At 71.3% G+C, this 25,329-nt stretch carries 22 protein-coding genes; 10 read left to right on the top strand and 12 right to left on the bottom strand.

Annotated elements, in window-relative coordinates; all coding sequences use genetic code 11:
* Window positions 1-8 precede the first annotated feature (8 nt).
* Window positions 9-440 carry an energy transducer TonB gene (locus FMP39_RS09825; protein ID WP_228557841.1) on the bottom strand — a complete coding sequence of 144 codons (432 nt, stop codon included), beginning with the start codon at window positions 438-440 and terminating at the stop codon, window positions 9-11.
* A gap of 99 nt (window positions 441-539) precedes the next feature.
* On the opposite strand from FMP39_RS09825, the gene FMP39_RS09820 reads away from it, so the two are divergent.
* Window positions 540-1,415: a YIP1 family protein gene (locus tag FMP39_RS09820; protein ID WP_141589685.1), complete on the top strand. Its 876-nt coding sequence runs from the start codon at window positions 540-542 to the stop codon at window positions 1,413-1,415.
* Window positions 1,416-1,430: 15 nt separating this feature from the next.
* Here the strand turns inward: FMP39_RS09820 and FMP39_RS09815 are convergent, their stop codons facing one another.
* The 3 genes from FMP39_RS09815 to FMP39_RS09805 all read right to left on the bottom strand — a co-directional run bounded on the left by FMP39_RS09815 (window position 1,431) and on the right by FMP39_RS09805 (window position 5,222).
* Window positions 1,431-2,687, bottom strand: coding sequence for a hypothetical protein (locus FMP39_RS09815; RefSeq protein ID WP_141589684.1), 1,257 nt, complete (start codon window positions 2,685-2,687; stop codon window positions 1,431-1,433).
* Window positions 2,663-3,811 carry a leucine-rich repeat domain-containing protein gene (locus FMP39_RS37885; protein WP_228557839.1) on the bottom strand — a complete coding sequence of 383 codons (1,149 nt, stop codon included), beginning with the start codon at window positions 3,809-3,811 and terminating at the stop codon, window positions 2,663-2,665. The genes FMP39_RS09815 and FMP39_RS37885 overlap by 25 nt, the downstream gene beginning before the upstream one ends.
* A 64-nt stretch (window positions 3,812-3,875) precedes the next feature.
* On the bottom strand, window positions 3,876-5,222 hold the full coding sequence (locus FMP39_RS09805; RefSeq protein WP_141589683.1) for a nicotinate phosphoribosyltransferase: 1,347 nt from the start codon (window positions 5,220-5,222) through the stop codon (window positions 3,876-3,878).
* Between the two features lie 252 nt (window positions 5,223-5,474).
* On the opposite strand from FMP39_RS09805, the gene FMP39_RS09800 reads away from it, so the two are divergent.
* Window positions 5,475-6,491, top strand: coding sequence for a 2-hydroxyacid dehydrogenase (locus tag FMP39_RS09800; RefSeq protein WP_141589682.1), 1,017 nt, complete (start codon window positions 5,475-5,477; stop codon window positions 6,489-6,491).
* Between the two features lie 35 nt (window positions 6,492-6,526).
* Window positions 6,527-7,819 (top strand): universal stress protein, encoded by a 1,293-nt coding sequence (locus tag FMP39_RS09795; RefSeq protein ID WP_194858323.1) that lies wholly within the window; start codon window positions 6,527-6,529, stop codon window positions 7,817-7,819.
* Between the two features lie 25 nt (window positions 7,820-7,844).
* Here the strand turns inward: FMP39_RS09795 and FMP39_RS09790 are convergent, their stop codons facing one another.
* The 3 genes from FMP39_RS09790 to FMP39_RS09780 are packed head-to-tail and all read right to left on the bottom strand — an operon-like array spanning window position 7,845 to window position 12,461.
* On the bottom strand, window positions 7,845-8,510 hold the full coding sequence (locus FMP39_RS09790) for a metallophosphoesterase (RefSeq protein WP_141589680.1): 666 nt from the start codon (window positions 8,508-8,510) through the stop codon (window positions 7,845-7,847).
* 60 nt (window positions 8,511-8,570) lie between these two features.
* Entirely contained in the window at window positions 8,571-11,549 is a 2,979-nt protein-coding gene (locus FMP39_RS09785) for a tetratricopeptide repeat protein (protein WP_141589679.1), read from the bottom strand.
* A gap of 12 nt (window positions 11,550-11,561) precedes the next feature.
* Complete coding sequence (locus tag FMP39_RS09780; protein WP_141589678.1) at window positions 11,562-12,461, bottom strand: sigma-70 family RNA polymerase sigma factor; 900 nt, start codon at window positions 12,459-12,461, stop codon at window positions 11,562-11,564.
* A 205-nt stretch (window positions 12,462-12,666) separates the two neighbouring features.
* On the opposite strand from FMP39_RS09780, the gene alr reads away from it, so the two are divergent.
* Window positions 12,667-13,896, top strand: a complete 1,230-nt coding sequence (gene alr / locus FMP39_RS09775; RefSeq protein WP_141589677.1) for an alanine racemase — start codon at window positions 12,667-12,669, stop codon at window positions 13,894-13,896.
* Here the strand turns inward: alr and FMP39_RS09770 are convergent.
* On the bottom strand, window positions 13,853-14,974 hold the full coding sequence (locus tag FMP39_RS09770) for a lysophospholipid acyltransferase family protein (RefSeq protein ID WP_141589676.1): 1,122 nt from the start codon (window positions 14,972-14,974) through the stop codon (window positions 13,853-13,855). The genes alr and FMP39_RS09770 overlap by 44 nt on opposite strands.
* A gap of 17 nt (window positions 14,975-14,991) precedes the next feature.
* Here FMP39_RS09770 and FMP39_RS09765 point away from each other — a divergent pair, with 17 nt between their 5' ends.
* Window positions 14,992-17,745 carry a M1 family metallopeptidase gene (locus FMP39_RS09765; RefSeq protein ID WP_141589675.1) on the top strand — a complete coding sequence of 918 codons (2,754 nt, stop codon included), beginning with the start codon at window positions 14,992-14,994 and terminating at the stop codon, window positions 17,743-17,745.
* A 63-nt stretch (window positions 17,746-17,808) separates the two neighbouring features.
* Here FMP39_RS09765 and FMP39_RS09760 read toward each other — a convergent pair whose 3' ends face one another.
* Window positions 17,809-18,561, bottom strand: coding sequence for an enoyl-CoA hydratase (locus FMP39_RS09760; RefSeq protein ID WP_011557076.1), 753 nt, complete (start codon window positions 18,559-18,561; stop codon window positions 17,809-17,811).
* A gap of 135 nt (window positions 18,562-18,696) precedes the next feature.
* Window positions 18,697-19,602, bottom strand: coding sequence for a ribose-phosphate pyrophosphokinase (locus FMP39_RS09755; protein ID WP_141589674.1), 906 nt, complete (start codon window positions 19,600-19,602; stop codon window positions 18,697-18,699).
* Window positions 19,603-19,737: 135 nt separating this feature from the next.
* Here FMP39_RS09755 and FMP39_RS37880 point away from each other — a divergent pair, with 135 nt between their 5' ends.
* The 5 genes from FMP39_RS37880 to orn are packed head-to-tail and all read left to right on the top strand — an operon-like array spanning window position 19,738 to window position 23,418.
* Window positions 19,738-20,421, top strand: a complete 684-nt coding sequence (locus FMP39_RS37880) for a phosphoribosyltransferase (RefSeq protein ID WP_011557074.1) — start codon at window positions 19,738-19,740, stop codon at window positions 20,419-20,421.
* A 25-nt stretch (window positions 20,422-20,446) separates the two neighbouring features.
* Window positions 20,447-21,139 (top strand): dienelactone hydrolase family protein, encoded by a 693-nt coding sequence (locus FMP39_RS37875; RefSeq protein ID WP_141589673.1) that lies wholly within the window; start codon window positions 20,447-20,449, stop codon window positions 21,137-21,139.
* A gap of 35 nt (window positions 21,140-21,174) precedes the next feature.
* Window positions 21,175-21,627 carry an archease gene (locus FMP39_RS09740; protein ID WP_228557838.1) on the top strand — a complete coding sequence of 151 codons (453 nt, stop codon included), beginning with the start codon at window positions 21,175-21,177 and terminating at the stop codon, window positions 21,625-21,627.
* Window positions 21,628-21,630: 3 nt separating this feature from the next.
* A complete protein-coding gene (locus FMP39_RS09735) occupies window positions 21,631-22,827 on the top strand; it encodes a bifunctional alpha/beta hydrolase/OsmC family protein (protein WP_141589671.1) in 1,197 nt (398 codons plus the stop codon).
* Window positions 22,828-22,866: 39 nt separating this feature from the next.
* Window positions 22,867-23,418 (top strand): oligoribonuclease, encoded by a 552-nt coding sequence (gene orn, locus FMP39_RS09730; RefSeq protein ID WP_141589670.1) that lies wholly within the window; start codon window positions 22,867-22,869, stop codon window positions 23,416-23,418.
* Here the strand turns inward: orn and FMP39_RS09725 are convergent.
* Window positions 23,415-23,783, bottom strand: coding sequence for a response regulator (locus FMP39_RS09725; protein WP_140869452.1), 369 nt, complete (start codon window positions 23,781-23,783; stop codon window positions 23,415-23,417). The genes orn and FMP39_RS09725 overlap by 4 nt on opposite strands.
* Window positions 23,780-25,324 (bottom strand): ATPase domain-containing protein, encoded by a 1,545-nt coding sequence (locus FMP39_RS09720; protein ID WP_141589669.1) that lies wholly within the window; start codon window positions 25,322-25,324, stop codon window positions 23,780-23,782. The genes FMP39_RS09725 and FMP39_RS09720 overlap by 4 nt, the downstream gene beginning before the upstream one ends.
* Window positions 25,325-25,329 lie beyond the last annotated feature (5 nt).

Below are 25,329 nucleotides of genomic sequence, written 5' to 3'. Positions count from 1 at the left end.
GAGGCGGCTCAGTTCTCCGGCCGTGGCTTCAGCTTGCCGGACACGGTGCAGGTCGTCGCGATGGGCTTGTCCTTGTAGGTGGCCGGCTTGAAGCGCCACTGCTTGATGGCTTCGCGGTTCTTCGCGTCCAGGCCCACTCCGGGCTTGAGCATCCGGCAGTCGGTGGCCGTCCCGTCGAGATGGAAGGTGCACCTGAGCTGATAGGTGGTCTCCTTGACGCGGGTGAGCCGCGAAGGGGCGAACTGGAGGTCCTCTCCCTTGATTCGCTCGGGGCGCATCGGCGGGCGGCCGCAGGGGATGGGCTGGCTGCGGTCCACGGTCTCCTCGAAGGCCTCCAGGTTGCGCTGGAGTTCGGCTTCGAATGCCGCGTTGTCCTGCGTCGCGGGCTCGGCGGCCAGGACGGGCGCGGACAGCAGGAGGAGGGAGACAAGCCCGGGCATGTGCATGGTCCCTCCTTTAAGCGTGAGTGGGGTGGGGCGAAAGCGTGATGCCGACACCCTGACGTCCCGGCGGGCACCCATGCGAGGATGAGGGCACGTATGCGCATCCCGTGTCCCAGTTGTCAGGCCTTCGCCGTCCCAGGCGCGCAGAGCTGCGCGTGGTGCGGCGCGTCTCTTCTGAAGGAGGCCACGCCAGGCTCCGCGGACCCCGTGTGTGCCGTCCACCCGGAGCTGCTCAGCCTGCATGCGTGTGGCCGGTGCGGCAGCTTCGCGTGCGCGCAGTGCCTGCGGAAGGGGCCCTGGGACGAGCCCCTGTGCGCCGCGTGTCATGACCGCGTGCCCGCGGATGCCCTGCCGTGGGACCGGCGCGATGAGCTGGGGACCCTGCGGGCGTACTGGCAGACCTGTGTGGCGGTGATGCTGCGTCCCTCGGCCACCTTCGAGCGCGCGCGGCCGGAGGGTTCGGTGGGCAGCTCCCTGGGCTTCGTGGCGCTGTCCAACCTGGCCGCATCCTTCACCACGGCGCTCTTCTACCTGGCCCTCCTCTTCGCCATCCCACGTGAGATGATGGATGGCGACAACGTCTCCCAGAGCCGGTTCCGGCTGGCCGGAGTCGGGGTGTTCGGGGTGACGATGGTGCTGGTGCCCGCCGTGGGCATGCTCGTCGCGCTCATCAACTCCGCGCTGGACCACCTCGTGTTCCGGATGGATGGCACCGGTCGGCCCTTCGCGGTCACCCTGCGCGCCAATGCCTTGTCGATGTCGCCCTACATGATGGGGCTGATTCCCTTCTGTGGCATGTATGGCGCGCCCTTCTGGGCCCTGGGGCTGCGCATCTACGCGTACCGGAGCCTGCACCGCACGGGCTGGAGCACCGCGGCGGTGGCGGCCCTGGCGGTGCCGCTGCTCTCCTGTGGTCTGTTCTTCGCTGCCTACGCGGTGATTGCGGTCGTGGGCGCCAGCATCGGCGGGTAGTTCGCCGCGCGGGTGCTACGGCTCCGTCACCGTGCTGGCGGGCGCCGCCGCGGTGACGGTCCGCTGCTGGGGCCAGAAGCGCGTGCCGTGGACGTTCTCCAACGCGGCGATGCGCTTCTTCGTCTTCGCGTCGTAGACGCGGGCGGCCTGCTCGGCGGAGACCAGCAGCAGGCGTCCGCGCATCCGCAGCGCCACGGTCGACGTGGGCGCGAGCGCCAACTGCTCAGGCTCCACCAGCCGGTCGTTCACCTCCCAGCGCAGCGGGAGCATGAGCGTGGGCAGCTCGCCCGTGGCTTCCCAGGAGTAGAGCGGGCCCTGGTGGGTCTCCATGGAGACCCACATGCCGTAGGCCGTGTGGCCCCGGTCCTTCACCACCGCGTCCAGCCGGGCCGCGTCTTCGTTGCCTTCCTCCAGCTCCGACTCGGAGAGCCGGTCCGCGTCCTGGCTGAAGGTGGAGGACGTCAGCCGGCTGGCCGTGGCCAGGGCTTCCGTGCCCAGGGCACCGTCCACCTCATACAGCGTGGCCACCGTCTCCAGGTGCTTCCACTGGCCGGCCTCGTGGCGGTACGCGTGCGCCAGACCCGGGCTGCCGTCCGCCTCCGGGAGGAGGAAGCGCTTGCCGTCGAAGAGGAAGTACTCACTGCCGCTCTCCATCTTCCGCGGCAGGTCCTCCAACTGCGACACCAGCGCGACGACGTGGCCCGCTTCGTCGAAGCCCAGCGTGTCGGTGTGGCCGAGCTCGGGCAGCAGCAGCCGGGTGCTCTGGCCGGATTCGAAGTCCACCTGCCAGGCGCGCGGAGGCAGCTCTCCGTTGCCCCGGTCCATCACCAGGCCCTGCCGACCACGCGGCCCCCAGGCCAGCTTGAGCCGCTCGCACACCGCGTCCACGGTGGCGAGCGGCTTGCGTGTGCCCGACGACTCGTGGCGAATCCAAGTACATCCCGAGGGCGACGCGGCTTCAAGGAAGGACAGGGTGTAGCCAGGCGCGGGCTCGGTGGGCGCCGGAGGCGGAGTGGCGGAGGGCTCGGGGGCGGGGTCCTCGGACTTCTTGCAGGCGCTGCCCAGAAGCAGCGTCGAGCCAAGGATGACGGCGGGGCCGAGATGGCGACTCATGTTGCGCTCCAGCGGAAAACGGCCCTTCACCATGGCAGATGGTTGGGCCTCAGAGGAAGCCACCCCAGGAGTACCCGAAAGGCGCACCGGGGTCATCTGGACCTCGTCGCTTGCCTCCCTGGTGGGTTCGCGCTTCACGTCCGGAAGCCCACGTTGCATTCGGGGAGCGCCTTGCGCAGGGCCTCGACTTCTTCGGGGGGAAGGGAGGTCTGGTAGAGGTCCAGGTTCTTGAGGCTGCTCATCCGGGACAGCCATGGCGGCAGGGTCGTCATGGGCGTGGCCTTGAGGCCCAGGGACCTCAAGCGCGTGAGCTGGCCCACTGCCTCCGGGAGTGTGCGGACGCCGGTGTTGTCCAGGCTGAGGGATTCCAGCCCCTCCAACTGCCCGAGCTCGGGAGGAAGCGTCTCCAGCTTCGGGTTCCAGGCGAGGTCGAGTTGTTTCAGCTTCGTGAGCCGGCTCAGCGCGCCGGACACCTTCGTCAGTTGTGCGTGCTTCAGTGTCAGGCGCTCCAGCTCGGAGAACTCGCCGATCAGCTCCGGGACGACGCCGAGCTTCCGCCCCAGGAGGAAGATGTCCTTCGTGTCTCGGGGGAAGGTGTCCAGGATGGCCGCGGCCCCCTGGTCGCGGGCCTTCGCGGCGGCTTCACCGAGAGACTCCTGCATCAGGCCCAGCGGGTCTCCCAGCGAAGGGACTTTCTTGCCGCTCGGTTTCGTGGAGGCGCCCTTGCTCAGCGCCGCGAGCTTCTTGGTGAGCCATGCCGAGAAGGGCCCCAGTTCGAGCGTGGGCAGGCTGTCTTCCACGGACCAGACGACCAGCGCGTCGTCGTGCGCGCTCTTGCCGAAGCAGTAGCCGTTGACGTCATTGAGGTCCTCGGACGCGAACATCACGAAGCGGTAGGTGTGCCGGCCCGCCTCGCGCTCCTCCCGGACGGTCGTCCACTGCCGTCCAGGTTCGCCCATGCCTTCCGAGGCCTGGATGCGCCAGCGCGGGGGCAGGAAGCTCAGGCCCTTCTTGCCGGTGGTCACCCAGCGATAGCCCAAGGCCTCGACGAAGCGCTGATAGTCCTCCGGAAGGAGCGAGCTCAGGTCGGGCGCATGCTCGAAGGTCATGTGCATGGGTTCCAGGTCCGCCGGGTGCTGGCCCGCGGCGTTCTGTCCCAAGGTGTTCCGCAGCGTCGCTTCCAGGTCCTGCCACGCGGTCTCGATGGGGACAGGCGGCGCCTTGCCTGGCTTCTTCGCCTTCGCCGCGGAGGCTCGTGAGGGAGCGGTCTTCTTGGTCGCCATGGCGTTGCCTACCGCCTTGGCGAAATGCCGGCAAGTGACTCCGTGCCGTGCGCATCACCGAGGCTCACGTCGCCGCGGACCACAGCTCCACTTCGTGCTCGCGAGCCCGCAGCAGCGCTTGTCCCAGCTCCACGGGATAGGGCGGCCGGGCGGGGGACAAGGCGCGAATCTCGGGCGGAAGCCGTGAGCGTTCGCTTCGCGCGAATTCGCGGATGGCCTCCAGTGTCGGTGACGCTTCGGGCAACCGCTGTCCCCCGCGCATCACCGGTTGGAGCAAGGGCCTTCCGGGCGCGGTGTCCTGCCTGCACGTGAGCACGTCGCCGCGCGCCACGCCGTCCACCTCCCGCCGGTAGATTTGCTTCGCGCCCGGGAGCAGCAGCTTCCCCGATGACAGCTTCACTCGAGGCCGCCCTGCGTACGCCACCAGCTTGTAGGCCATGTCCACCGCGGGCGCGTCCGACGAAACGCCCATGGCCGTGCCCACGCCGAAGCTGTCGATGGGCGCCCCGCGCGTCACCAGCCTCTCCACCGCGTCTTCGTCCAGTCCGCCGCTCGCGTACACGCGCACCTGCTCCAGGCCGGCTTCATCGAGCATCTCCCGCGCCGCCTTCGACAACGCGAGCAGATCGCCCGAGTCCAGGCGGATGGAGCGCACCTGGAAGTCCTCGCCCAGCTCCCGCGCCAGTCGGATGACGTGCTGCACGCCGCGCAGCGTGTCGTAGGTGTCCACCAGCAGCGTGGCGTTTGGATGGACGCGCACGAAGGCGCGGAACGCCTCCAGTTCGTCGTCGTGCGACTGCACGTAGCTGTGCGCCATGGTGCCGGCGAGCGGAATCCCATACGCCTTCCCCGCCAGCACGTTGGAGGTGGAGTCCACGCCCGCCACGTACGCCGCGCGCGCCACCTTCATCCCGGCGTCCGTGCCGTGGTAGCGCCGCAAGCCGAAGTCCATGACGTGGCGTCCGGCGGCGGCCGTCACCACGCGCGCGGCCTTCGAGGCCACGGTCGTCTGGAAGTGCACCTGGTTGAGGAGGTACGTCTCCACCAGCTGCGCCTCTGGCAGGGGCGCGCGGACCTCCAACAGCGGCTCCTGGGCGAACACCGGTGTGCCCTCCGCGACGGCGTCCACGTCACCGCTGAAGCGGAAGCGTTCGAGCCACCCGAGCAGCCGGTCCGAGAAGCGGCCTCGAGATGCCAGCCAGTCCAGCGCCTCCGCGCCGAAGCGCAGGTGCTCCAGGTACCTCAGCGCATCGTCGAGCCCCGCAGCCAGCAGGTAGTTCCGCCGGGGCGGGAGCTTGCGCGCGAAGAGGCTGAACACGGCCTCGTCCCACATTCCCTCCTCGAGATAGGCCTCCGTCATCGTCAGTTGGTAGAGGTCCGTCAGCAGCGCGGTGTCTTCCGGCCAGGTCATGTCGGGGGCTCCGCTCGAAGGGGCACTGGCGCCTGAAACTCAAGCTAGGCCCTGGGCTCGACGCGCGCTCCCACAAGTCCGCTGCCCGGCGAGCAGGCGCCCGCCGCTCGTGCAGCTTTTGCCGCACGCCCCCTGCCTGCGCATCTTTTGCGCGACTGTCGAGGTCCGACGGGCTGGGGGCTGCATGGAGCAGGCCTTGCATTGACGCTGGTGGCACGCGGCGAGAATGACTCGCCGGGCAGGGGAGCGGGCATGCGGGTGGCTGTCTTCGACACACACCGATACGACCGGGACGCGCTGGAGGCCGCCAACGCACGTTTCGGACATGCGCTCACCTATTTCGAGCCGCGCCTGACGCTCCAGACGGCGCCACTGGCGGAGGGCTTCCCCGCCGTGTGTTCCTTCGTCAACGACAAGGTGGACGCGGCCACGCTGGAGGTGCTGCACGCGGGTGGGGTGCGGCTCGTGGCGGCGCGCTCCGCGGGCTACAACCACGTGGACCTCGAAGCGGCGCGGCGGCTGGACATGCGTGTCACGCGCGTGCCGGAGTACTCACCCCACGCGGTGGCCGAGCACGCGGTGGCGTTGGTGATGTCCCTCAACCGTCACATCCCGCGTGCCTTCTCACGCGTGCGTGATTGGAACTTCTCGCTCGACGGGCTGGTGGGGTTCGACCTCGCCGGCAAGACGGTGGGCGTGGTGGGCACGGGCCGCATCGGCCGCGTGGCGGCGCGCATCTTCAAGGGCTTCGGTTGCAACGTGCTCTGCTACGACGTGGCGCCGGACGCGGCCTTCGAGCGCGAGCTGGGCGTGCGCTACGCCCCGCTCGACACGCTCTTCTCCGAGTCAGACGTCCTCTCGTTGCATGTCCCGCTGACGCCGGGCACGCGCCACCTGGTGGACGCGGCGGCGCTGGCGCGGATGAAGCGGGGCGTGGTGCTCGTCAACACCGGCCGCGGCGCGCTCATCGACAGCAAGGCGCTGGTCGCCGCGCTCAAGTCCGGCCACATCGGTGGCGCCGGACTGGATGTGTATGAAGAAGAGGAGGGCGTCTTCTTTCAGGACCTCTCCGGGCAGGTGCTCCAGGATGACGTGCTGGCGCGGCTGCTCACCTTTCCGAACGTGCTCGTCACGTCGCATCAGGCCTTCCTCACCCATGAGGCGCTCGCCAACATCGCCGAGACGACCCTGGCGAGCCTCCAGGCCTTTGAGCGTGGCGAGCCCCTGGTGAACGAGGTGCGCGCCGAGCAGGTGCTCCGCGCGCGTTGATTTCCACTCCACGCCCTTTCGAACCTGGAGCTGCCATGTCCATTGTCTGTGCCACCAACTTCTCCGACTCCGCGCGGCGGGCCTCCACGCTGGCCGCGGAGCTGGCTCGCAAGGCCGGTACGTCCTTGTGGCTGGTTCATGTCCTCAACCCCGACTCCGTGCGCGCCTTCGGCAAGGCCCTGTTGGGGTCCGCCGAGGCGGTGCTGAGCGACGAGACGAAGCGCCTGGAGCAGTTGGGGGTGAAGGTGGAGCCCGTGCTCCTCACCGGCGAGCCGGCGGTGATGCTGGAGGGGTTCTGCCGGGAGCAGGGTGCCTCGCTGGTGGTGGCATCGCGACCCGCGGACGAATCGCCCTTCGGGGGCGAGGGTGGCACGGTGGACCGGATGGCGCAGTCGCTGACGGTGCCCCTGCTCGTCATGCGCGACCCTGCACCGCTGGAGGCGTGGGTCCGGGGCGAGCGGTCCCTGAAGGTGTTCCTCGGCGTGGACCGCTCCCTGCCCTTCGAGGCGGCGCGCGACTGGGTGCTGACGTTGAGCAAGGGGGACCGGGTGGATGTCGTGGGCGGACGCGTCTACTGGCCCGAGGAGGAGGCGCGCCGCCTGGGGCTGCGGCAGGCCTTGGCCTACGGTGAGGCCCTGCCCGAGTTGCAGCAGGTGCTGGAGCGGGAGAGCGCGGAGTTGCTGGCCCCGCTGGCCCAGGGCGGAACGCCCGTGCGCTCTCGCGTGGAGGTGGGCGTGGGGCGCATCGCCGACCACCTGGTGGACCTGGCCGAGCAGGAGCACGCGGACCTGCTGGTGGTGGGCACGCACCACCGCCGCGCGCTGGGGCGGCTGTGGAGCGTGTCGCGTCATGCGCTGCGGCTGGCGCGGATGTCCGTGGTGTGCGTGCCCGCGCAGGCGATGGCGGTGGGCACGGACACGCCGCTGCCGGAGTACCGCGAGGTGATGGTGGCCACGGACTTCTCGGAGACGGGCAACCGCGCGGTGGCCCATGCCTTCGCGTTGACGGCTCCGGGCGGCACGGTGCACCTGGTGCACGCCACGGAATCGAAGCCGTCACTCGAGGAGGAGGCCCAGATGCGCGAGCAGCTCTCGGCGCTCGTCCCCAAGAGCGCGAACGACCGGAACGTGCGGCTGAGCATCATCCCCGGCAGCAAGGACGTGGTGGCCACGCTGGCGCAGACGGCCGAGCGACTGGGCGCGAGCGCCATCGTCATGGGCACGCATGGGCGGTCGGGCTGGAAGCGCGCCGTGCTGGGCTCGGTGACGCAGTCCCTGCTGCTGCGCACGGACCGGCCCGTGCTGGTGGTGCGGCCCCCGGCGACGTGATGACGCGCGTGGACGCTTCCTTCAATCAGGAGGCGTCCACATCCACGTAGGCGCGCTTCGCCAGGACGGACACGATGCGGCCCTCCGGCATCACGTAGGCGGAGAGCTTGCCGCCGTACACGCAGCCGGAGTCTAGCCCCACCGCATACGGGTGCCGTTGGATGCCCCGCATGGCGTCATGGCCGAAGATGACCAGCTCCGGCCCCTGCCACAGACTGGCCCAGGGCGCGCCCGCGTCCACGCGCTTCGACGGCGTCCCATCCGGCAGGATGCTGCGCAGGTTGAGCAGCTCGTCTTCCTTCTGCGCCTCCAGCGGCACGCCCGGCACCAGCCCGCCGTGCACGGCGACCACGTTCAGCTCAGGGAAGAAGCGGTACAGCGGCTGGGACTCCAGCCACGCCCAGTCCTCGGGCGTCAGGGTGTCCAGCACCTGCTGATGCTCGGGCTTCAGCTTCTTGCCGCGCGGCCCCCGGCCGGCGTGCCAGCGCAGCACGTGGGCGTCATGGTTGCCTCGCACCGCGAGGAAGCCCTTCTCACGCGCACGGCGCACCACACCGGCGGAGTCCGGGCCCTTCGCCACCAGGTCTCCCACCAGCACCACGCGGTCGTCCGGCTGCCAGGCGCACTGCGTCAGCAGCGCGTCCAGTTCCTCCGCGCACCCGTGCACGTCTCCAATGAAGAGCGTTCGCATCCGCTCTCCCTTTAATGCGCTTTGCATCTATCCGGAAACCCTCTGTCGGGTGTCAGGCATTCAGGGGGCTCGCGCGGCGGGAATGTGTGTGGGCCTGGGCAGGCGTGCCCGCCAGGCATCCACTTCCGCCAGTGCCTCCTGTCCTGACGTCCCCAGCGTCACCAATGACTCACGGGCTTCCTCCGCCAACTGAAGCGCGCGAGGCCGGTCCCGCTTCGCGTCCCAGAGCGCTTGCGCCAGGAAGAAACGCGCGCGTGCCTGCTCGCTGGGCGCCTGCGGCGACCGGGCCCCGCTGGCCACCACCCGCTCCAGGAGTTCGGCGGCCTGAAGCGGCCGGTGCAGCGCCAGCAGCGTGCGGCCCAGGTCCATCAGCGTCCCCGTCCGGTAGCCGTAGGCGTCGTCCTCGCGCGCATCGAAGATGGCGCGGGCGCGCTCGAGGTAGGGCAGGGCTTCGGTGTAGCGCTGGTCCATCATCAAGAGTCTGCCCGTGGCCCGCAGCGTCTGGGCCACGTAGGGATGCTGGGCGCCCAGCCGCTGCTCCAGCGGCGCGAGCATGGTGTGGAAGCGGGTCAGGGCCTCTTCGGAGCGGCCAGCGCGCGCCATCAGCGTGGCCAGGTTGCCCGAAGTGATGAGCGCCCCCGCGCCGTCCGCGCCTTCGACCTTGAGCGCGATGTCCAGCGCGCGCTCCTGGAGCCGCAGCGCCTCATCGGAGCGGTTCATCCGCTGGAGGGCCGCGGCCAGGGGATTGATGGCGGAGGCGACGTCCGGGTGCTCGGGGCCGAGCGCGCGCTCGAAGACCTCCAGCGCGCCGCGGGCCAGGGCTTCCACCTGTTCGACGTCAGACCTGCGCCAGTGCGCATAGGCCAGCTCCAACTGGGCACGTGCCACGTCCGGATGGCTGGGCCCCAGGGCCGCGCGGCGCGTGCTCAGCGCCTGTTCGAAGAGTCGCATCGCCTCGTCGGCGCGCAGTTGCGCCATGCGCGTGGCACCCAGCTCGAGCCGGACGTCGGTGACCTCCAGGCTGTCAGGCCCATAGGTGGCTTCCAAGCGCGAGAGGGCGGACTCCTGCTGCTCGGCCGCCTCCGTGTAGCGCCCCTGCGCGAAGAGGAGCGCGCCGACCCGGGCCTGGAGCTGCGCGCGCAGCACGCCGTCACCGCCCAGCCGTTCAATGGCGGCCTCCGCGCGCTCACGCCACCGGTGTCCCAGGGCGTGCTGGTCCAGCACATAGCCGGAGGCATGCACCAGCCGCGTCCAGGCGCGCGCGGCCGCCACGTCGTTGCGCCCGGCCTCCGCGTTCCACACGGCGTCGAAGTAGGTGGTCTCCGCGTCGCGCGGCTGGCCTGTCTCCTCCCGCAGCTGTCCCATCAGCAGCAGGGCGTCCGCGCCGCCGTGGCGGTCCTCCGCGTCCTTCGCCGCCTTCACCACGGGCTCCAGCAGCGCCACCGCCTCCGTGTACTTGCCCGCGGCCTTCAGGGCTCGCACCCGCACCAGCGTCCGTGCCCGTTCAAGGGAGGCGCCGTCCGCGGGCTGGGGCTCACGCGCCGCCAGTGCCGCCAGGTCCGAGCACTTGCCCAGCGGCGGCAGGGCCTCCGCGGCGCGCGCGGCCAGCTCCACGGTGCCCGCGTCCGCTCGGGTGAAGAGCTGCGTGAGGGCGGCCACTTCCGCCAGCCGCCCATCCAGGCAGTGCATGCGCCGCGCGAGGACCTGCTCGGATTGCTCACCCCGCACGCGCGTGGCCTCGCAAGCGGAGGTCCGCATCGTCGCCCACTCCGCGGTGTACGCATCCAGCGAGCGCCGCACGCGGAGCCATGCGGCGGGCGCGAAGGGCTTGCCCGTCGCGAGGAAGGCGGACTCGATGGTCTGCTGCGCTTCCGGCCCCCACACCGAGGCCATGGCCTCGTCGGCGCGCTGGCATGCCCGTGCCCGGCTGGCGTGCACTGCGTGGGTGAGGCCCACCGCCATCAGCAGCAGCGCCGCGCCGCCCACCGCGGGCAACCAGCGCTTCCAGCGCGAGGCCGGGTCGTGCTGAAGCGCGGCCAGCAGGGCATTCAGGTCCGTGTACCGGTCCATGGCGCTGGCGGACAGCCCCCGCAGCAGCACGCGCCGCAGCCAGGGTGGGACGTGTGTGCCCCGGGGCGCGGGCCGCACCTTGCCGGCGCGCACCTCGGTCAGCAGTTCGTGCGGGGTGGTGGCGGCGAAGGGGCGCTCGCCGTAGAGGGCTTCGAATAGCGTGACGCAGAAGGCGAACTGGTCGCTTCGGGCGTCCGCGGGCGCGTGGGCCTCCATCTGTTCGGGGGCCATGTACGCGGGCGTGCCTCCCGCGAGGGGGGACACGTCGTCCAATGGATTGGCGTTGCGCGCGAGCCCGAAGTCGGTGACGCGCACGCGGCCGTCCTGGCCCACCAGCAGGTTCTCCGGCTTGAAGTCCCCGTGGACCACGCCCGCCGCGTGCGCCGCCGCGAGTCCCCGGCCCGCGTCCAGGAACAGCGCCAGCACCTGTCGCCACGTCCGAGGCGCGTCCTTCAGCCAGGGGCGCAGCGTCCGCGCGTCCACCAGCTCCATGGTGAGGAACACCTGCGGCCCGAAGGTGCCCACGTCGTAGACGGGCACCACGTGCGGATGGGAGACGCGTGCCATGGCCTGCGCTTCGTGCAGCAGGTGCGCGCGGCCCTGCTCCGCCTCCAGGCCCAGGGCCGCGACGCGCAGCAGCTTGAGCGCCACGCGCCGGTCCAGCTCCGGGTCGTAGGCGCTGTAGACGACGCCCATGCCTCCGGAGGCCAGCCGCTCCAACACCAGGTAGCGGCCCACCGCGGTGCCTCGCTCCAGCGAGGGGCCTTTTCCCGAGGGCGGACGGGAGTTCGTCAGCGCGGTGGTGGCCTCGGGCGGTTCGTCGTCGGGGGCCTGGGCCCGCAGGGCCTCGGCCACCATGCGGCGGCAGGCGGAGCAGGTGTCCAGGTGCGCATCCACCTCCGTCGCGCGTGCGGGAGGCAGGCCCCCCATCAGCAGCGCCACGAAGGTGTTTTCATCCAGGCAGGCCATGGGACGCGCGCGTCAGTCGTTCATCCGAGAGCGCAGCAGGCGGCTGAGGCTCACGTCGAGCTGACTGGAGATGAGGCGCAGCACGCTGTCGAGCTGGGAGGACGTGAGGCGCAGGCGCTCGGTGAGCCGTTGCCGCGTCTGCTGGAGCAGGGTTTCCTGGGCGCCCAGCACCCAGCGCGCCGTGGTGGAGCGGTGCACGCCGTACAGCGCGGCGAGCTGGTCGATGCTCAGGCCGTCCAGGTACTTGAGGCGCAGCACGTTGCGCTGGCGCGGCTCCAGCGCGAGGAGCGCGGTGGAGAAGCAGTCGCTGAACTCGGCGCGGTACGTACGCTTGAGGTAGGCCAGCTCGGGGTCGTCCTCGGGGGACACCAGCATCGACAGGTCGCCGTCGTCCGTGGATTCCGCCGGTCCGCCGCGCTGCCGCTGCCAGTCCAGGGCGAGCCACAGCGCCGCCGCGCGCACCCAGCCACTCAGCGGGCCCGTGCCCGGATAGGCGGCCAGCCGGGCCGGTGTCTCCGCGCTGCCCACGAGCATGCGCTGACGCAAGAGCTGGCGTACCTCGTCCAGGCCCGAGGGTGGCAGCTTCAGCCGGACCACCGCGAGATTCACCTCCGGGAGGTAGCGCGCCTCGAACGCGGAGAGCGCCGTGGGCAGCCCGTCCGCCGCCGCGCGAGCGAGGTAGACGTCCGGCAGGCTCAGGGTCTCCACTGCCACCGCCGTGCTGTCACCGGGGAGCAGCCGGGCGAGGTGACTGACGAAGCGGCGGCCTTCCAGGTCCACCCCGGGCCAGGGCGCGCGCGCCATGTCCAGGGCCTGGGCCAGCCGTGCTTGGAGTGGGGCCAGCGACTCCGGCGAAGACGCCTCCGCGCCACCGCGCGCCGCGACGAAGGCCTGGGCCAGGGATAAGTCCATGGGGGACACGCGCGAGTCGATGGCACCGCCTCCGGAAAACCGCTCCGGGCGGTTCAACCGTCGGAGGCGACAATGCTTCCCCAGCGGCCCTTCCAGCAAGGAGGCGACATGGACCCGGGGCGTTGCCACCGCCGTCCGCCTGCTCCGCGCGCGGGCGGGTGTGGCGCATGGGCCGCGCCTGGCGCATGGCCCGTGCATTGCTGGTATGGCTGCGAACGTGGTGGAGGTGAACGTGGAGTCAATCGGCAGTGGCCCAGGAGACGCGGTCCATTCCTCGTGGCTGGAGTTGAGTGCGTCCGCCCTGCGGCACAACGTGGCCGTGTTCCGGGCCCTGGAGGGGCAGGGGGCGCCGCGCGCCCTGGGGGTGGTGCTCAAGGGCAACGCGTATGGGCACGGGCTCGCGCAGGTGCTGCCCGTGGTCCACGGCGAGGTGGACCTCCTCTATGTCATTGCCCCGCAGGACGCGCTGAAGGTGCGGGAGTACGAGCGGGCACTGGGACTGGCGCCGCGGCAGGTGCTCGTCCTGGGCGCGGTGGCGCCGGATGAGGCGGTGGTGCTGGCGCGCGAGGGCGTGGACGCGGTGGTGGCGGACCGTGGCTGGGCGGACGCGGCGGCGGTGTTGCGCGCGGCGAAGCTGGAGCGGCCCCTGCGGGTCCACGTCCACCTCGACACCGGCCTGGGGCGTGAGGGCTTCACGCTGGAGGGGCTGCCCACGGAGTCTCGTTTCCTCTCGGAGTCCCGCGACGTGCTGGAGGTGGTGGGCGTGCTCAGCCACTTCGCCAACACGGAGGACGTGACGGAGCAGGGCTACGCGTTGGCGCAGGTGGACGCCTTCGAGAAGGGGCTGGCGTTCCTCTCCGAGCAACTGGCGCCGGCCCGGCCGCTGCAAAGGCACATCGCCGCCAGCGCCGCGACGTTGGTGCTGCCTCGCGCTCGCTATGAGGCGCTGCGCGTGGGGATTTCGCTCTACGGGCTGTGGCCGTCGCCGGAGACGCGGCTGTCCGCGCGGCTGGTGCTGGGCGAGGTTCCGGTGCTCAAGCCGGTGCTGTCGTGGCGGTGCCGCAGCCAGGTGGTGAAGTGGCTGCCCGCGGGCAGCTACGTGGGCTACGGCTGCACGTACCGGTGTCCGGAGCCCACGCGCATCGCGGTGCTGCCGGTGGGGTACTACGACGGCTACCCGCGCCTCGTGTCGGGCAAGGCGCACGTGTTGGTGAATGGCCGCCGGTGTCCGGTGCTGGGACGGGTGATGATGAATCACCTCATCGTGGACGTGACACGCGCCACGTCCGACGAGCGCCCCGTGACGGCCACCCTGATGGGCCGCGACGGCGAGGAGTCCGTGCCCGCCGAGTCACTGGCCGGCTGGGCCCAGACGATTCACTACGAGCTCGTCACCCGGCTGGGGGCGCACCTGAAGCGGACGGTGGTGGCGTAGTCCCGGCGGACAGGGCGGCCTCCGGTGGTGGCTGCACCTTCCAGCGGCGGTGCAGCCACATCCACTGGTCCGGGTACTTGCGGATGCAGCGCTCCAGCGCGGCCGTCACGCGCGCGGTGTGCTCCGTAATCGGGTCGGCGCACTCACCCGGCGCGGGCGGGAGGATGGGGCCTTCCACTTCCATGCGGAAGCGGGCGCCGCCTCGGCCGTTGCGTACGCCCATCACCACGAACACCGGGGCGTCCGTGCGCGCCGCCGCCACCGCCATGGCCGGCGTGGTGGAGGCCAGCTTGCCGAAGAAGGGCACGAAGGCCGCCCCCTTCGCCGGCAGCGCCTGGTCCAGCAGCATGAAGGGGGACTCGCCGCGATTCACCGCGTCGATGATTTCCTGGATGGCGCCTCGCGGATAGATGAGGCCGGCGCCCACGCGCACGCGGTTCTCCGCGATGCGCGTATTGAGCGCGCCCTTCAGCGGGCGCACCAGCGCGTCCAGCGGGATGCCCTGGCGGATGAGCATGTCCCCCAGCAACTCCCAGTTGCCGAAGTGCGCCGTCACCAGCAGCGCGCCCTTGCCCGTGGCCACGCGCGCCTTCAGCGCCTGCCAGGCCGCATCGCCTTCCACGCCCTGCTCGGCCCAGTCCCGCGGCAGCCGGTCGCCGGAGGGCAGGGACTCCAGCACCACGCGCGACATGTTGATGTAGGCGCCGCGCGCAATCTCCCGGCGCTCCGCGTCACTCTTCTCCGGCATCGCCATGGTCAGGTTTTCCAGCGCCACGCGACGACGGATACCCAGCCTGTACGCGAGGTTGCCCACGAAGCGAGCGAGCGCGTCACGCGACTCCGGAGACAGCCACGTCAAGAACGCCCAGACAAAGCGCGTGAGGAATCCCACCACCCGTCCGGGTGGCGTGCCGACGATGCGGCGCAGGTGCTCTGACGGGAGCTTCTGCGTCACGGCGGGTGAGTCAGGGGGCGGGGATGCAGGCGCAATCTGGGACACGTGACGCACTCCACCTCGAAGTGGAGATGACGGCAAGGCCACACCTGCCTGTTGCGCGCTACCTTGCTCGCCCGGCATGGGACACACTGCGCGCCATGCCCAACCTGCTCCGTCCAGCGGCACTGGCCGCTGTCGCCCTCCTCAGTGCGTGCGGTGCCCGGCAGAACCCTCCCGCCACCGCTGAACCCCCCTCGGCCCAGGCCTCACAACAGGCCGTCTCCGCCACGCCGCCGTCTCCGAAGCTGCGCCTGCCCACGGAGGTGCGCCCCACCGGCTACAAGGTGGAGCTCACGCTGGACCCGAAGGTGTCCTCGTTCCAGGGCGTGATGGACATTTCGCTCGACGTGACGACGCCCACGTCCGTGGTGTGGCTGCACGCCAAGAGCCTCAACGTGACGGGGGCCGTGTTCATCCAGAACGGTTCGGCTTTCTTCGGGACGCCCGTGAAGGGCGAGGAGGACTTCCTCGGCTTCTCTGTGGCGAAGCCGCTGGCCACCGGGCAGGCGAGGCTGCGCATCAACTATGAAGGCGTCGCGTCGGAGAAGGAGACGGACGGCGCCTTCCGCGTCAAGGAAGGCGGGGACTGGTACATCTACACCCAGTTCGAGCCGGTGGACGCGCGCCGCGTGTTCCCCTCCTTCGACGAGCCCGGCTTCAAGGTGCCGTGGCAGCTCACCTTCCACGTGCCCGCGGGCGTCGTGGCCGTCACCAACACACCGCAGGAGTCGGAGGAGGTGCGCCCGGACGGTGGCCGCACCTACCGCTTCGCGCGCACGCAGCCGCTGCCCAGCTACCTCATCGCCTTCGGCGTGGGGCCCTTCGACTTCCTCCCCGCCGCGGACGCGGGTCAGAAGAAGGTGAAGACGCGCATCATCACCCCGCGCGGCCGCACGGCGGAGGGCGCCTACGCCGCGCAGGTGACGCCGGAAATCCTCGCCGCGCTGGAGGACTACTTCGGCATCCCGTACCCGTACGAGAAGCTGGACGTGCTGGCGGTGCCGCTGCTGGGTGGCGCCATGGAGCACCCGGGCCTGGTGACGTTCAACTCGCGCCTCATCCTCGCGAAGCCGGAGGAAGACTCGCTGGGCCGCCAGCGTGCCTTCTCCGACACGCAGGTGCACGAGCTGGCGCACCAGTGGTTCGGCAACCTGGTCACCATGCAGTGGTGGGATGACCTGTGGCTCAACGAGGCCTTCGCCTCGTGGATGACCCCGCGCATCGTCGAAACGTGGCGCCCCGCCTGGGACGCGCCCGTCGAGCGCGTGCACGACCGCGCCCGGGCCCTGGACGTGGACAGCCTCCTGTCGGCGCGCCGCATCCGCCAGCCCATTGAGAGCGCCAACGACATCCACAACGCCTTTGACGGCATCACCTACGGCAAGGGCTCCGCGGTGCTCAGCATGACGGAGGAGTGGCTGGGCCGGGATGTCTTCCAGCGCGGCATCCAGCGCTACTTCCGCAAGCACGCGGGCGGAAACGCCACCGCGAAGGACTTCCTGGACGCCGTGTCCGCTGAGTCCGGCAAGGACGTGACGGGCATGCTGGGGACCTTCCTGGACCAGAGCGGGGCGCCGCTCGTCACCGCGTCGCTGGCGTGCGGCGCGGACGGCGCGAAGGTGGTGCTCACGCAGCAGCGCTACCTGCGGCTGGGGGCCGCGTCGCCGGGCCCGCAGACGTGGAAGGTGCCGGTGTGCGTGGAGTACGCGGTGGGCGGCAAGGAGGCTCGGACCTGCACGCTGCTGGAGGGCGAGCGCGCGGAGGTGGCCCTGAGCGAGGCGAAGACGTGCCCGGACTGGGTGTTCCCCAACGCGGAGGGCGCGGGCTACTTCCGGGTCCAGCTCGATGGGGACGCGGCGGCGAAGCTGGCGAAGTCCGGAATGAAGCGGCTGTCGCGCACCGAGCAGGTGACGTTCCTGACGGACGTGCGCGCGCTGGCCCTGGCCGGGACGATTCCCGCTGCCGAGGCCCTGGCCCTGACGAGCCGCCTGGCGAATGAGCCGGACCGTGTCGTCACCCTGGCCTCGCTGGACCTGCTGGAGCTGGTCAGCTCGCGGCTGCTGCCGGATGAGAAGCTGAAGGACCGGGCCCGCTTCCTGCGTGAGACGTATGGCCCCCGGGCGCGGCAGCTCGGCTTCGCCCCGCGCAAGGGCGAGAGCGAGGACACGCGCCTGCTCCGGCCCCGGCTGGTGCGGCTGGCGGGACGGGAAGGCAGAGACCCGAAGCTGCTCGCGGAGGCGCGTGTCCTCGCGAACAAGTGGCTGAAGGACAAGCACGCGGTGGCGCCGGAGATGGTGGACGTGGTGCTCGCCCTCGCCGCCACCGAGAACGACGCGGCCTTCCGGGAGCAGCTCGTCGTGGCGGTGCGCTCGGAGACGGAGCGGCGCACGCGCCAGCACCTCATCGGCGCGCTGAGCAGCTTCACGGACCCGGAGCTGGTGAAGCAGAACCTGGCCCTGGTGTTCGAGAAGGGCTTGGACCCGCGCGAGACGATGTGGATGGCGTTCGCGGCCTCGCAGGGCCTGCGCACCCAGGACGTGGCCTTCGACTTCGTGAAGGAGAACTACGACCGCCTGGTGGGGGACTCGCCCGAGGCGCTGCTGCCCCTCGATGCCGCCGGGCGCATGGCCTACATCGGCAGCAACTTCTGCGATGCGGGCAAGCGTCAGCAGGTGGAGGACTTCTTCTCCGAGCGCACCGCGAAGGCGCCGGGTGGCCCCCGGGTGCTGGCGCAGGTGCTGGAGCTCGTGGACCAGTGCATCGCGCTGAAGAAGACGCAGGCGGCCAGCGTCGAGTCCTTCCTCGCGAAGGGCACCCCGCCGCGTCCGCCGCAGGCACCCACGTCGCGGTAGTCACGCGGACGGCCGGGCCCGGCATCCCTCATGGGGTATCCGGGCCCGGAGGTTCCGCCGGCCCTACTTCCGGCCGCGGGACATGAAGGACATGAAGGCTTCCTGCGCCTCGGTGGACTGGAGGCGCTGGATGAACTCGCCGCCCTCGCGGGCCAGCGTCTCGCGAATCTGGGCGCGCAGGGGCTCGCGAATCAGCCGCTTCGTCACGCGCACCGCCTCCGCCGGGCGGGAGGCCAGCGTGGCGGCGCGCTCGGTGGCCACCTGCTGGAGGCTGGCGTCCGGCACCACCTTGTTGATGAGGCCCGCGCGCAGCGCCGTGGCCGCGTCGAAGGGCTCGCCGAAGAGGAGCAACTCGCTGGCCAGCGCGAAGCCCGCCGTCCTGGGGATGAGCAGGCTGCTGGCGCCCTCCGCGCACAGCCCCAACTGGACGAAGGGCATGTGGAAGCGCGCGCGCTCGCTGGCCACCACGTAGTCACAGTGCAGCAGCATCGTCGTGCCGATGCCCACCGCCGGGCCGTCCACCGCCGCCAGAATCGGCTTGTCCGCGTCCACCAGCGCGCGCAGGAAGCGGAACACGGCGCTGTCCTCGCCCGCGGGCGGGTGCTCCATGAAGTCGCCAATGTCGTTGCCGGCGGTGAAGACGTTGCCCGCGCCGGTGAGCAGCACCGCGCGCACGTCGACGTTGCCCTCCGCGTCCTTCAGCGCGCGGGTGGCCGCCTCGTACATGGCATGCGTGAAGGCGTTCTTCTTCTCGGGCCGGTTGAAGGTGAGGGTGAGGACCCCCGAGTCGAGCTTCGTCAGCAGCGTGTCGGACATGGTGCCGGGGAGCCTAACCGACTCCGTGTGTTGGGGCGGGAGAATGGCACCCCACGCCCTGGCTGGCGGTGCTGCCGAGGAGCGCAGGCCCCCTCGGGCGGGCAGGGCCTAGGCGCGGAAAGTGTCCGCTGGCCGTCAGGGCCGCAGGGCCCGGGCCACCAGGGGCGCGAGCGTCACCACCTGGTGCTGGAACGGCAGCCCCAGGACAGGCTCCACGCTGTCGGTGCTCACCAGCCGGGTGAGCGGCAAGGTGCGCAGGCGCTCCACGGCGGGGCCCACCAGCAGGGCGTGGGTCGTCGCCACCGTGAAGTCCTCCACGCAGCCCGCGTCGCGCAGGGTGCCCGCGGCGGCGGCCAGGGTGCCACCGGTGGACACCATGTCATCCACCAGAATCGGGCGGCGTCCGCGCACCTCGCCCATCAGCCCGCTGGCGTGGACCTCGTCCCCGCTCAGCCGCACCTTGTGAATCACCGCCCACGGCCGGTCCAGCAGCCGCGCCAGGGCCTCCGCGCGCTTCACCGCGCCCAGGTCCGGCGCCACCACCACGGAGGTGTCGGTGACGTGCTCGCGCAGCGCTTCCGCCAGCAGCGGCAGCGAGGTGAGGTGCTCCAGCGGCGCGCCGAAGCAGCCTTCCAGCGCGGGGCTGTGCAGGTCCACCACCAGCACGCGCGCGAAGCGGCCCTGTGACAGCAGGTCTGCCACCAGCCGGCCGCCCAGGGGCTCTCCTGGCCTGGCGCGCCGGTCCTGCCGCGCATAGCCCAGGTAGGGCACCACTGCTTCCAGGCGGGCGGCCCCCATGCGCCAGCATGCGTCCGCCATCAGCAGCAACTCCAGCAGGTGCTCGCCCGCGGGGGGCGTCGTGGACTGCACCAGGATGACGGTGCGGCCTCGCACCAGCTCGGGCACTTCGACGTGCATTTCCCCGTCGGGGAAACGCTCGAAGTGGCAGTCAGCGGGCGCTACGCCCAGGGCTTGCCCGAGCGCGCGTCCCAGGTGGGGGCTCGCCGTGCCAACAAGGAGGACAGGGTCCATGGGCCGCACCCTAGCGCGCCTGCCGGTCGGACGGCGCGTCCCCGGCGGTCCCCCCGCGAGCATCCCTCCGGGACGGCCCTCGCATGGCCCTCCGCCGCCAGTCGCGCGCCCCGTGACTTCCTTGTGGGAAGGAGGAAGGACGCAATGCGCTTTCGGGACCGAGCAGATGCGGGCCGCCGGCTGGCGGCGCGGCTGTTGCCCTACCGGGGTGGCGAGGTGCGTGTGCTGGGCCTGGCGCGAGGTGGGCTCCGCGTGGCGTACGAGGTGGCCCACGCGTTGGAGGCGCCACTGGACGTCTGGGTCTCCCGCCGGATTGACGTGCCGGGCCGGATGACGGTGCTGGGCGCGGTGTCGGAAGGGGGCGGCATCTACCTGGACCAGGACGCGCTGCGGGGCCTGGGCCTGCCGGAGGTGGAGGCCCGGAGCCTGGCGCGGGCGGAGGCTTCGGAAGTGGACAATCAGGTCCAGCGGCTGCGGGGCACCTCGGAGCCCGCGATGGGGGGCTTCACGGTGCTGCTGGTGGATGACGGGTTGGTGTCGGGCGCCACGGCCATGGCCGCGCTCCAGGTGCTGCGGCGGCAACACCCGGCCCGGCTGGTGCTGGGCGTCCCCGTGGGGACCCCGCATGGGCTGGCCCGGGTGCGCCCGGAAGCGGACGCGGTGCATTGCGTGGAGGTGTTGCCCGCGATGCGCGACGTGTCGGAGGCCTACGACGACTACCGGCCGCTGCCGGACGTGGAGCTGCGGCAGTTGCTCGTGCGCGCCCGGGAGCCGGTGCAGCCGCGCGAGGTCCTCGAGTCCACGGACCTGGGCGGCTTCTGGATGTGATGGGAGACAAGGAGGAACGGAAGACATGTGGCAGGAAGGAAATACGGACCCGGACGTCCGGGAGGTGCAGGTCCAGGTAGGTGACGTGGCGCTGGGGGGCAGTCTGGGCATCCCGGACGGCGCGCGAGGCCTGGTCATCTTCGCCCATGGCAGCGGCAGCAGCCGCTTCAGTCCCCGCAACCGCGCGGTGGCGCGTGCGCTGCGCGCGCAGGGGCTGGCCACGCTGCTGTTCGACCTGCTGAGCGAAGCAGAGGAGGTGGAGGACGCGCGCACCGGGGAGCTGCGCTTCGACATCCCGTTCCTCGCCCGGCGGTTGGCGGCGGTGACGGAATGGGCGCAGCGGCAGCCGGCGCTGGCTGTGCTGCGCATGGGCTACTTCGGCTCCAGCACCGGCGCCGCGGCGGCGCTCGTCGCGGCGGCCCTGCATCCGGACCTCATCCACGCCGTGGTGTCGCGCGGCGGGCGGCCCGACCTGGCCGGACCGGTGTTGCCCCGCGTGCAGGCGCCCACGCTGCTGCTCGTCGGCGGGCAGGACGTGGGCGTGCTGGAGCTGAACGAGGCGTCACTCGCGCGGATGGAGGGACTGAAGGGCATCCAAATCATCCCGGGGGCCACGCACCTCTTCGAGGAGCCCGGCGCGCTGGAGCAGGTGGCCCGCCAGGCCGCCGCGTGGTTCCTCCGCTTCCTTGGCGGAGTCGGCACGGAGGCGCGCGCGTGAATCTGGCGACGGGACACACCCACGAAGGAGGCGTCATGGAGACAGGGCAGGCGTCGGCGGCGCGCGAGGCGATGCCTCGGTGGGAGCACCTCACCCGCGGCTCGGAGCGCGTGGTGCGCGGACGGGGGCGCTCGCTGGAAGAGGCCTTCGAGCAGGCAGCGGTGGCGTTGTGCGCGCTGGTGGTGGACCCCGCCTCGGTGGAGGTGCGCGAGGAGGTGGAGCTGGTGTGCGAGGCGACGGCGACGGAGCGGCTGCTGGCGGACTGGCTGCGCGCCATCGTCCACAAGATGGCGGCACGCCACCTGTGTTTCCGGTGCTTCGCGGTGCGCATGGACGGCACGCGCCTCTTCGGCCACGCCTTCGGTGAGCCGTTGGACCGGGAGCGCCACCCCTTCGCGCGAGACGTGCGGGGCGTGTCGCTGGTGGACACGCGTGTGTCCCAGGGCGCGGATGGCTTGTGGACGGCTGAGTGCGAAGTGGAGCTGTGACGCATGGGCGCGCGGGACGTGGCGCTGCGAGGCGCGGAGGGCTCGGTGGTGACGGCGCGGCTGGACCTGCCACCCGGCAGGCCCGTGGCCAGCGCGGTGCGGGTGGGGTGCTTCGCGTGCCTGGGGCCATCACCGGCACCTTCCCGGCTGGCCCATGCGCTGGTGGCCCGCGGCTTCGCGGTGCTGTCGCTGGACTTCACCGCGCCCGTGGCTGCCGGGCCGCGGCCGGACACGGTGCCCTCGGTGGAGGCGGTGGAGGCCGCGGCGGCGTGGCTTCGGGAGCGCTACCCGCCAGTGCGCCTGCTGGTGGGGCACAGCCTGGGCGGCACGGCGGCGGCCGCGGCGCTGCCCCGGCTTTCGGAGGTGGCCGCGCTGGCGCTGGTGAATGCGCCGGTGGGGGGTGGGCCGTTGCTCGAACGGCTGTCTCCCACCGCGCGGGAGGCGGGTGAGGGCGAGCTCGACTTCGGGCCGGGCCGTCTGCGCCTCACGCGCCGCTTCCTCCAGGACATCGACGAGGCGCACCTGCGGCGGGCGCTGAACGCCTTTCCGGGCGAGCTGCTGGTGCTGCATGCGCCGGCGGACCGGTACGTGCCGCTCGAGCACGCCCGGCGGTGGATGGCCATGGCCCGCCGTCCGGCCAGCCTGATGCTGCTGGAGGGCGCGGACCACTTCCTGTCCCACGACGCGGACGCGGGCCATGCCGCCGACGTGCTGGGGGTGTGGGCCGCGCGGCAGGTGACTCCGGTGCGGGAGCGTGAGGCGCCCCTGCCTCCGGGCGTGGTGGAGGTCCACGAGGCGGGGGAGGGCCGCTTCGCCCAGGACATCCGCGTGGGAGCGCACCGGCTGCGCTCGGATGAGCCGCTGTCGGTGGGCGGCGAGGACACCGGCCCCACGCCCTACGGACTGCTGACGGCCGCGCTGGGGGCGTGCACCGCGATGACGCTGCGACTCTATGCGGCGCGCAAGGGCTGGCCGCTGGAGCATGTCCACGTGCGGCTGAGCCACGAGAAGGTGCACGCGAAGGCGTGCGAGGAGTGCGAGACGAAGGACGGGAAGATGGACCGGCTGCAACGAACGGTGAAGCTGGAGGGCCCGCTGACGGACGCGCAGCGCGCGGCGCTGGTGGCCATCGCGGACCGCTGCCCGGTGCACCGGACGCTGGCTTCGGATGTGGATGTCCACACGGACGTGGAGCAATGAGCACCCCGGGCACACGCGCGGGCTGGTAGGGTCCGCCGCATGATTTCGAGTGAGCAGCGCTTCGTGTGGCTGGACCTGGAGATGACCGGGCTGGACCCGGAGACGTGTTCCATCATCGAGGTGGGCGTCATCATCACCGGTCCGGATTTGCGGCCCATCGCGGAGATTGAGCGCGTCATCTGGCAGTCGGAGGAGGTGCTCCTGCGCATGGAGCCTGTCGTCCGGGAGATGCACACCCGCAACGGGCTCCTGGAGAAGGTGCGTGCCTCCAACACCTCGCTGCGCGTGGCGGAGCGGGATGTGATGGCGCTCGTCACCGAGCACTGCGCCCTGGGCGAGGGCATCCTCGCCGGCAACTCCATCCACACCGACCGGCGCTTCCTCATCCGCTACATGCCGCTGCTGGAGCGCTACCTGCACTACCGCATGGTGGACGTGACGAGCCTCAAGGTGTTGACGCGCGCCTGGTATCCGAACCTGGTGGAGCCGCGCAAGGCGCCCAGCGGGCACACCGCCCTGGCGGACGTGCGCGCCAGCATCTCGGAGCTCCAGTACTACCGCGACACCCTCTTCCGCGGGACGCCGGCCTAGGCGTTGGGCTGAGGCTCGACGAGCAGCTCGGCGATGGTGTCGAGCAGCACGTCCAGCTCGAAGGGCTTGGCGAGGAAGCGCGCGCTGGAGCGGCGCTCCTCGTCGGAGATGCGGCCGGCGCTCATCACCACCACGGGGATGCCTCGCAGGCCGTCGTCCTCGCGCATGCGGCGCAGCATCTCCCGGCCGTCCATGACGGGCATCATCAAGTCCAGCAGCACCAGGTCCGGCTTCGCATCCGCCATGCGGTGCAGGCCTTCAGCGCCGTTGAAGGCGGTGTCGACGTCGTAGCCCTCCACGGACAGGATGTCCTGGAGCGCCTCGACGATGGCCAGCTCGTCGTCCACGATGAGAAGCCGCTTCATACGCCACGCCCCCCACGCCGGGACGGCTTGCCGCGCCGGACCGGTTTGCTCCCTGTCTTGCGTTTCGGCTTCCGCGGGGGCGCCGCGTGGGACGGGGCCTGCCCGCTGAAGAGGGCCTCCGCGCTCTCGCTGTCCGCCGCGACTTCGATGCCCCGAGGCGTCATGGAGAACAGGCGCTGGGCCGTGTCGTGGTCGCTCTCCCGCGCCTTCAGCACGGAGAGCACGCGGTAGTGTCGCGAGCGCAGCGCCACCATCCGCAGCACCAGGACGTTGTCGACGAGCGCCTCCACGTCCAGCCGCGCGTCCGCCTCCGGTTCGGCGAGCGAGCGCGTCTGCTGGAGGACCAGCGGGGTGACGCCCAGGTTGAGCAGTTCGTGCATGAGGGCGGCGAGGAAGCGGGGCGTGCGCTCGGAGTCCGTGAGTTCCTGACAGAAGGACTCCAGTCCGTCCAGCACCAGCCGCTGGATGCCGTATCGTTTCACCCACCCGAACAGCTCTTCGGCCAGCGCGTCCGGTTGCGTCTCCGCCGCCACGCGCGACTCCAGGTGGACCCGGCCCGCTTCCACGTGTGCGGCCAATCCCATCCCCAGCCGCTCCGCCCTGTTGACCAGCCGGGCCGGCGGCTCCATGAAGCCGAGGTACAGCCCGGGCTCTTGCCGGCGTGCGCCCTCCGCCAGGAAGTGCAGCCCCAGCTGCGTCTTGCCGCAGCCGGGCGGGCCCGCCACCAGCGTGGACGAATCCCGCACCAGGCCGCCGGAGAGCATCTCGTCCAGCGCGGGGATGCCGAAGGTGAGCCGCGCGTCCGTCGAGGGCATGCGCGTGGGCAGCCGCGTGTGGAGGGCTTCGATGCGGGGATGGATGGACAGGCCGTTGTCGGAAATCTCGAAGCCGTGACGGCCGGGGAGCTGGGGGCCGCCGCGGAACTTCGTCACCTCGGCCAGGCGCACCGACTTCACGCCCACGCGCTCCTGGGCCAGGGCGACGACGCCGTCCACCATGGCGTAGCGTGGGTCGGACGGGTCGCCGCTCTGCCCGGTGAGCAGCAGCGTGGCGCAGCCCGCGAGCGCGTTGTGGACGCAGAGGCCGTGGAGGAACTCCCGGAAGCTCAGCGGGTCCTCGGAGCGCTCCTCCATGGCCACCAGGCCGTCCACCACCAGCACCGTGGCGCCGTGCTCGCGCACCGCGCGGAAGATGAGCTTGCTGAGGCCCGCCAGCCCTTCCGCCTTGAGGGCGGCGGAGCCGCTTTCGTAGTTCAGCGCGCGGCCGACCTCTTCCGCGTGGAAGAAGCGCATGCTCCGCAAGTGCAGCATCATCCGCGCGTGGGATTCCCCCAGCACCGTGAGGTAGATGGCACGGCCACCCTGGGCCACGGTGGCGAAGCAGAACTGGTTGCCGAGGATGGTCTTCCCCGTCCCCGGCGCCCCCGTGATGATGTACGTGCCTCCGCGAAGAAAGCCGCCGCGCAGGAGCGCGTCCAGCCCTGGCACGCCGCTGGGAACCCGCGCGTCGGGTTCGTCCGGCCGCTCAGAGGTGTCCGTCACACGAT

It is taken from the genome of Myxococcus sp. AB056 (assembly GCF_006547365.1).
GTDB classification, from domain to species: Bacteria; Myxococcota; Myxococcia; order Myxococcales; family Myxococcaceae; genus Myxococcus; species Myxococcus virescens.
This window is presented reverse-complemented; position numbering and strand designations above follow the sequence as displayed.